This is a genomic window from Aeromicrobium sp. (assembly GCF_036676885.1).
Taxonomy (GTDB): Bacteria; Actinomycetota; Actinomycetes; order Propionibacteriales; family Nocardioidaceae; genus Aeromicrobium.
In genome coordinates this window covers 1-8,106 of sequence record NZ_JAKFCB010000256.1, presented here as the reverse complement: position 1 = coordinate 8,106, position 8,106 = coordinate 1, and the positions used below count along the sequence as shown (strand labels likewise).

The 8,106-nt window shown below is 70.6% G+C and carries 7 protein-coding genes; all 7 read right to left on the bottom strand.

Going from position 1 to position 8,106, the window contains the following annotated elements; all coding sequences use genetic code 11:
• The coding region (locus tag V6M46_RS11475) for a DNA translocase FtsK (RefSeq protein WP_332665048.1) at positions 1-1,334 on the bottom strand (1,334 nt) is incomplete at its 3' end.
• Between the two features lie 262 nt (positions 1,335-1,596).
• On the bottom strand, positions 1,597-2,322 hold the full coding sequence (locus tag V6M46_RS11470; RefSeq protein WP_332665045.1) for a sirohydrochlorin chelatase: 726 nt from the start codon (positions 2,320-2,322) through the stop codon (positions 1,597-1,599).
• A 265-nt stretch (positions 2,323-2,587) separates the two neighbouring features.
• Entirely contained in the window at positions 2,588-3,304 is a 717-nt protein-coding gene (locus V6M46_RS11465; protein ID WP_332665042.1) for a sirohydrochlorin chelatase, read from the bottom strand.
• Entirely contained in the window at positions 3,301-4,419 is a 1,119-nt protein-coding gene (locus V6M46_RS11460; protein WP_332665039.1) for a uroporphyrinogen-III synthase, read from the bottom strand. Before V6M46_RS11460 ends, V6M46_RS11465 begins: the two co-directional genes overlap by 4 nt.
• Positions 4,416-4,766 carry a nitrite reductase small subunit NirD gene (gene nirD / locus V6M46_RS11455; RefSeq protein WP_332665036.1) on the bottom strand — a complete coding sequence of 117 codons (351 nt, stop codon included), beginning with the start codon at positions 4,764-4,766 and terminating at the stop codon, positions 4,416-4,418. Before nirD ends, V6M46_RS11460 begins: the two co-directional genes overlap by 4 nt.
• Complete coding sequence (gene nirB, locus V6M46_RS11450) at positions 4,763-7,348, bottom strand: nitrite reductase large subunit NirB (RefSeq protein WP_332665034.1); 2,586 nt, start codon at positions 7,346-7,348, stop codon at positions 4,763-4,765. The genes nirD and nirB overlap by 4 nt, the downstream gene beginning before the upstream one ends.
• Before the next feature lie 46 nt (positions 7,349-7,394).
• Positions 7,395-8,106 (bottom strand): (2Fe-2S)-binding protein (locus V6M46_RS11445; RefSeq protein ID WP_332665032.1); only part of this gene is annotated, 712 nt, incomplete at its 5' end.

The following is an 8,106-nucleotide window of genomic DNA, read 5'->3' as shown; positions in this document are numbered from 1 at the left end:
GGCGTCGCGCGCATGAGGATCGAGGCGATCATCGAGTTGACGAACGACGACTTGCCGGAACCCGTCGCGCCCGCGACCAGCAGGTGCGGCATCTTGGCGAGGTTGGCGACGACGTAGCCGCCCTCGACGTCCTTGCCCAGGCCGATGACCATCGGGTGGTGGTCGCTGCGCGCCTTGGCCGACCGGAGGACGTCGCCGAGCGACACCATCTCCTTGTCGATGTTGGGGATCTCCACGCCGATCGCGGACTTGCCGGGGATCGGCGACAGGATGCGGACCTCGTTGGACGCCACGGCGTACGAGATGTTCTTGGACAGCGCGGTGACCTTCTCGACCTTGACCGCGGGGCCGAGCTCGACCTCGTAGCGCGTCACGGTCGGCCCTCGGGTGTAGCCCGTCACCGTCGCGTCGATCTGGAACTGCTCGAGGACCTCGGTGAGCCGCTCGACGACCTCGTCGGACGCCTTGGAGCGCGCCTTGTGGGGCGACCCCTCGCGCAGGGCTGCGCTGTCGGGCAGTGAGTAGACGATGTCGCCGGACAGCGCGAGCTGCTCGGCGCGCGCGGGAATGGGCTCCATCGGCGGGCGCTCGACGGCGCCCGGCTCCTCGTCGTCCTCGTCGAACACCCGGGCGGGAATCTGGCGGTCCTCGTCGGGGCCGTCGACCAGGGGGTTCTCGTACGGCTCGTCCTCGGTGAGCAGGGCGGTGCGCGGGTGCTTGCGCTTCTTGGGCTCGGTCTCCGGCGCCTCCTCCTTGTTGCGGCCAAGAGCCTTGTCGCGCAGCTCACGAAGGCGCGCGGGCACGGCGTAGACAGGGGTGTTGGTCACGATCAGGAGGCCGAACACGACCACGAGCGCAAGCAGGGGCGCCACGACGTACGCGCTCTTGAGCAGGTCGACGGGAATCGCGGAGAACAGGAAGCCGATGGCTCCACCGGCCGCACGCATGGCCTCCGGATCCTTGTCGCTGTAGCGCGGGACGTCGTGCGAGAGGTGCACGAGGCCCAGGACACCGCCGCAGATCGACACCCAGCCGATGACCTGACGACCCGCCGGGCCGTTGAGATCGGGGTGGCGCAGGGTCCGCCAGGCCACGACGACGAGCAGCAGCGGGACCGCGCCGGCCAGGATGCCGACGGCTCCGGTCGTCGCTGCCCGGACCGCGCCGCCGATCACGCCCGGGATGTCGCCCCAGACGGAGGCGGCGACGATGACCGACAGGCCGAGGATGCCGAAGCCGACGCCGTCACGGCGTTGCTCCGGATCGAGGTCCTTCGCACTGTGACCGATGCTGCGGGCGATCGCGCCCACCAGCCCGGCGAGGCCGAGCCACATGGCCGTCGACGCGCGCAGGAGCGCGTTGAAGACAGCACCAATCGGACCAGGTCCCGTGCGAGCCGCTGGACGGCGGGCTGCAGGCTTGCGTGCCTGCGGCTTGCCCCTCTTCGAGGAGTTCCGTGTTGCGGGCTTCTTGCGGGCCTGGCTACCGGACGGCCGCTTGCGCGGCGGGGAAGACGTTCGGGTCGCCATGGACAAAGGTTAAAGCACAGGTCGAAGGTTTTGCGTCAGGCTCGCGTGAATCCAGGTGGCTCGTGGGCTACGAGTGCGCGAGGCGCGGTCCCGGATCGCCGCCGACCGGGGTCCAGGCGCCGCGGGAACGGGCCCGGGCGAGCACGAGGCTGACGATGCGCGCATCCGGTGGCCCGCCGTCGAGCAGCGGCTCGGTGGTGACATCGGCGCCCGCAGCGACGATGTGGTCGTGCACGTTCCCCGGGGTGAGCAGGTAGGTCGACACGACGACCCGCTGGCCGTACGCCCGGGCAACGTCGACGGCATCGGCGAGGGGCGTGTCGGGACCCCCGAGCGTCCCGACATGCACCCGCCCGCCCCACACGGCGCTGAGCAGACGGGCCGCCTTGCCGATGTCGCCGACGGCGCGATCGTCGGTCGCGGTGTCGGCCGCGAGCACGATCGTGTCGTGCGAGCGCGCTCCGGCCTCGAACAGTCGGCGCACGCCGACCTCCGCGAGCACCCAGTCGGGTCCCAGCGGCGGCGTCACCGTGACAGCGGCATCGAGGTGCGAGGCCTGGACGATGTCGACGCTGACCGGCTTGTCGTACGACAGCATGAGCGGCACGATCGCCCGGGGCCCGGAGGTTTCCGCGACGGTCTCCGCGATCGTGGGCTGCTGCACGTCGACGAACGCGTCGACGACGTCCAGATCCTGCGCCTCGCGCCGCACCGCGTTGACCAGGCCTCCGAGGGCAGCGCGGCCACGCGGGCTCTCGGCACCGTGAGCGCACAGGATCAGCGTGCGGTTCATCGGCAGCTCCGAGTCCGACCGACCGAGAACCCCGAGATGTCCGCGGTTGGAAGCCACGAGAGTCGGTGCGCCTCCGCCGTTGCGTGAACGGCGGAGGCTCCCGAATCTGCGGCGCGGGGACTGCCTCCGGGCGATCTCGAGGTGTCAGCGTGATTCATGCCTCGCCTCTCGTCGTCGAGGAGGGTTTCCCCACCAGCACCTCCACCCTCCGGCGTACCTGTTTCGCAACGGTTAACTCAGGGGCGAGGTTTGGTTACATCTGGTCTCACACGCGGCTCGACGAGGACGCGGAGGCCCAGTCGAGCGCTTCTGCGGCCTCGGCGAATCGGTCGAGCACGAGCGAGACCATGCCGGGTTCCACGTCGGGACCGTCGAGCAGCGGCCGGGTCACGACATCGGCGCCGCACCCGAGCAGCCGGTCGTAGAAGAAGCCGGGAGCCATGAGGTAGCTCGCGACGACGACCCTGCGGCCCGCGCGGGCGACATCGCGCACGATCTCGCCGATCGGGGTTCCGGTGCCGCCGACATAGCCCACGGGAACCGGGGAGCCCCATGCCGCGCCAAGCATGCGAGCGGCAGCGTCGACGCTCTGGCGTGCCCTGACGTCAGTCGACCCGGCGGCACCGAGCACGATCACGTCGTCGTTCGTCGCACCGACCGCGGCGAGGCGGCGGAGCAGGACTCCCGTGAGCCGGGAGTCGGGCCCGAGCGTGCCCGATGCCACGGCCGAGGGTCGGTCGACTGCCTCCTGGACATCGACGTGGACGTGGAATCCGGGCGCCAGCAGCAAGGGGACGACGACCGCGAGCCCGTCGATGTTGTCGACCACGCGGGCGACCGGCGGGTCCTGGACGTCGACGAACGCCTCGCGTACGTCGAGGTGGGGCGCTGCCTCGCGTACCGCATCGACAAGGGCCGTGATCGAGGATCGGGCGGCGGGGACGTCGGTGCCGTGGCTCGTCGCGACGAGAGCGATCGTCATGCGCCGGGCTCCCCGACGGCCAGCCGGTAGCCGCGCTTGACGACCGTCTGCACGATGGGCTGGCCGATGGCCTCCCGGAGACGGGCGACGGCGACCTCGGCGGAGTGCGGGTCGCCGGAGTCGCCGGGCAACACCTCGAGCAGCTCCTCACGGGAACGCACCGATCCGGGCTCGCTGGCGAGCGTCCGCAGGATCGCGAGGCCGCTGGGCGACACCGGCAGGATCTCGTGATTGAGCGTCGCGGCCGTGGCGCGGACACGCAGGTGCCCGGCCGGCGTCAGGACGCTGTCCGACGCGTCGCCGAGGTACATCACGAGGGAACGCACGAGGGCGCCCAGCCTGGCCCGGTCCGGCAGCAGCGGGTCGAAGCCGGCCGCGCGCAAGGGGTCAGCGGTGACGGGTCCGACGGCGGCGAGGACCAGGCGGCGATCCTTCTCGAGCCGGCGAAGGTCGTCGTCCACGCCCGCGTCGTTGACCGCCGCGAGCCACGCGGCCGCCCCGGGAGCCGAGGTGAAGACCACGGAATCGTACGAGCCACCGGCGGCGTCACGGACGGAACGCTGGACGGCGGCCGGGTCTGGCGGTGTCCCCCAGCGGTAGACAACGAGGCCGAACGGCCGGCCCCCGGCGGCCCGGAGGCGCTGCTCGAGGCCGTCGTCGCCGGCGCCATGGTGCTGCACCGCGATCGACAGTCCCTTGACACCCTCGGTGGCGAGGAACTCGGCGATCTCGGCGGACGTCTCGGACTCGGCGACCCAGTCGGGCACCAGCCCCGCGGCCTGGAGCGCGCCACGCGCCTTGGGCCCGCGGGCGATGAGGCGTACGGACTCGAGTGCCTCGATGAGCTCGTGGCCCATGCCGGCCGCCTCGGCGGTGTCGAGCCAGCCACGGAAGCCGATGCCGGTGGTCACGACGACGATGTCGGTGCCGGTCGCGATCATCTGACGGGTCTGTGCGAGGAGCGTGTCCTCGTCGATGTGCGACTCGACTCCCAGCGAGGCGGCGATCGTGACGTCGGCGCCACGACGACCAAGCGCAAGGGAGAGGTCAGCGGCCCGGCGTTGAGCGGTCACCAGGATCTGGGTACCGGCCAACACCGGCCCGAGGGCGGTCACGCTGCGCCGCTCCGGGCCTCGATCAGGATCTCGAGCCAGCCATCCGTGACCCGGGTGGGCCAGACCTGGAGTGAGACCTCGGGATCGTCGAGGCACTGACCCGTACGCAGGTCGAACGACTGCTTGTGCATCGGCGACGCGACGGTCGGCACGCCCTTGCGGCTACCGACCAGACCGCGCGCGATGACGTTGGCGTGGCTGAACGGGTCGAGGTGGTCGACGGCGTGGACCTCACCGGAGTCGCTGAGCCGGAACAGCGCGACCTGGTGGCCGCCGACCAGCGCGGCAGCGCCACGGTCGGGCACCAGGGCGTCAAGCTCGCAGACTCGCTCCCACACCTGGGTCATACGGTCACCACCTCGTCCTTGTCACGTACCGGAATGCTGGCGCCGGCGATCAGCACGGCGCGCTCCTCGTCGTCGGCGGGTCGACGCTGACCGCGTTCCTCGACATATACAAGATCCGGGTCGGGTGTTTCAGGCGCGTTAACGAATGATGCGAACCGAAGAAGTTTCTTCTCATCCGCGAGCGTTGCGGCCCATTCGTCCTCGTACGTGTCGACGTGTGCGGCCATCGCGGCGTCCAGGTCGGCGACGATGCCGAGGCTGTCCTCGAACACCACGGCGCGGACGGCCTCGATGCCGCCCTCGATCGACTCGAGCCACGGCGCGGTGCGCTGCAGCCGGTCGGCGGTGCGGATGTAGTACATCAGGAAGCGGTCGATCGCCTGCACCAGCTCCTCAGTGGTGAGGTCCTCCGCGAACAGCTGCGCGTGACGGGGCGTGAACCCGCCGTTGCCTCCGACGTACAGGTTCCAGCCCTTGTCCGTCGCGATGATGCCGACGTCCTTGCCGCGCGCCTCCGCGCACTCCCGGGCGCAGCCGGACACCGCGAGCTTGAGCTTGTGCGGCGACCGCAGACCGCGGTAGCGCAGCTCGAGGTCGATCGCGAGGGTCGTCGAGTCCTGCACGCCGTAGCGACACCAGGACTGGCCGACGCACGACTTCACGGTGCGCAACGACTTGCCGTAGGCGTGCCCGGACTCAAAGCCCGCGTCGACGAGCCGCTTCCAGATCTCGGGGAGCTGCTCGATGCGGGCGCCGAACAGGTCGATGCGCTGGCCGCCGGTGATCTTGGTGTAGAGCCCGAAGTCGGCGGCGACCTGGCCGATCGCGATGAGGCCCGCGGGCGTCACCTCTCCCCCGGGGATGCGGGGCACGACGGAGTAGGTGCCGTCCTTCTGCAGGTTGGCCATGACGTGGTCGTTGGTGTCCTGCAGCGTCGCGTTCTCGCCGTCAAGCACATGGCCCTTGCCGAGCGACGCCAGGATCGAGGCGACGACCGGACGGCAGATGTCGCAGCCGCGGCCGGTGCCGTGCTTGTCGATCAGCTCGCTGAACGTCGAGATCTCGCTGACCCGCACGATGTCGAACAGCTGGGCACGGGTCACGGAGAAGTGCTCGCACAGCGCCGTGCTGACCTCGAGGCCCTCCTCGGCCATCTGGGTCTCCATGAGCTTCTTGACCAGGGAGACGCACGAGCCGCAGCTCGTACCGGCCTTGGTGCACGCCTTGACCGCCCCGATGTCGGTGCACTGGTGATCGGTCACCGCGCCACGGATCGTGCCGGCGGTGACGTTGTTGCACGAGCAGACGTTGGCGTCGTCGGGCAGGGAGCTGCCGCTCGGCGGCTCCATCCCCTCCGGCAGCAGCCAGGCGGTCGGGTCGCTGCCGAGCGCGCGGCCGACCATGGGCCGCAGGTTGGTGTACGCGCTCGCGTCGCCGACGAGCATGCCGCCCAGCAGCGTCTGGGCGTCGTCGCTCATGACGAGCTTCTTGTAGACCCCGGCGGTCGGGTCGGCGTAGACGACCTCCAGCGAGCCGTTGGTCGCGGCGAACGCGTCGCCGAAGCTCGCGACGTCGACGCCGAGCAGCTTGAGCTTGGTGGACAGGTCGGCGCCCTCGAACGTCGCATCGCCACCCAGCAGGCGGTCGGCGACGACCTCGGCCATCGAGTAGCCGGGGCCGACGAGGCCCCAGACGCGGCCGGCGATGTGCGCAACCTCGCCGATCGCGAAGATCGAGTCATCGCTCGTCATGCAGCCCTCGTCGGCGATGACTCCGCCGCGCTCGCCGAGCTCGAGGCCGGCCTCACGCGCGAGCTCGTCGCGCGGGCGTACACCGGTCGCGAAGACCACGACGTCGGCCGGGATCTTGTCGCCGTCGGCGAACTGCATCCGGGTGACCTTGCCGTCACGGCCGGCGCGCAGCTTGGACGTCGCGGTGGACGTGCGTACGGTGACGCCCAGCTGTTCGATGATCCGGCGCAGCGCGCCACCACCGGCCTGGTCGACCTGCAGCGGCATGAGCCAGTCGGCGAACTCGATGACCGTCGTGTCAGCGCCCAGCGCGGTCAGCGCACCTGCGGCTTCGAGCCCGAGCAGGCCGCCGCCGACGACGGCACCCTTGACCTTGCGACCCAGCACCGCCTCGCGCTCCAGGACCCAGGCGCGGAGCTCGGCGACGTCGTCGACCGTGCGGTAGACGAAGCAACCGGGCAGGTCCGAGCCCTCGACCGGGGGCACCGTGGCGTACGAGCCGGTGGCCAGGACGAGCCGGTCATAGTCGAACGTCGTGTTGCGGGCGTGGATCTGCTTCGCCTCGCGGTCGATGTGGCTGACGATCGACCCGCGGTAGAGGCGTACGCCGGGGCGCTTCCAGAGCTCGCCGTCGCCGAGGAGCAGGTCCTCGGGATCGCGGTCGGAGAAGAACGACGTGAGCGCCACGCGGTCGTAGGGTGGCCGGGTCTCGTCACCGAACACCTCGATGTCCCAGGCTTCGTCCGCACCACGCTCGACCATCGCCTCGACGAGACGGTGGGCGACCATGCCGGCGCCGACAACGGCGAGCTTCTTCTTCTGGTTCATCATGCCTTCCACGGTAGGAATTCCAGATTTCACAACAGGGGTCTCCGTGTTACCTGGACGGAACGGTTGTCTCACGCGTGGCATCGGTGCCCTGTGAGATGTCCGGCGGATCGGTCTCCTGGAGCCAGTCGACGATGCCGCAGACGAGCTTCTTGCAGCCGCCGCAACCCGTCGTCGCGAGCGTCGCGCCGGCCAGCGCCTCCACGGTCGTGGCGCCGCCGTCCCAGGCATGCACCAGGTCGCCCTTGGTCACGCCGTTGCAGCGGCACACCGTGGTCGCGGCCGGCATCGTGGTCGGTGACGCGCTCTCGACGACGCCCATCGACCCGGTGCCCATCAGGAGGTGCATGGGGTCCAGCGGCAGCATGCCGGGGCGGTCGAACTGCGTCGAGAGGTGCGCCGCCAGGTCGGGAGCGCCGACGCAGGTGACGCCGACGAGGGTGTCACCGCGGGCGACGAGCTCGACGTACCGGCGTTCGCGCGGGTCCGAGAGGGTCACGACGCGGTCGTGCTCGGCGGCGGTCGAGGCACGGATGCCCATCGTCACGACGCTCATGCCGACGGCCTTGAGCCGCATCGCCGAGCCCGAGATCGGCGGGAGCTCGAGCTCGGTGTCCTGGGCGATGCTGCGGGCCAGGGCCCGCGCCTGCGCCCAGCCCGGAGCGACCAGGCCGCTGACACCGCTGGGGGTCTCGGCGCAGTCGCCGATCGCGGAGATGCGCGGGTCCTGCGTCGTGCGCAGGTCATCGCCCACGACGATG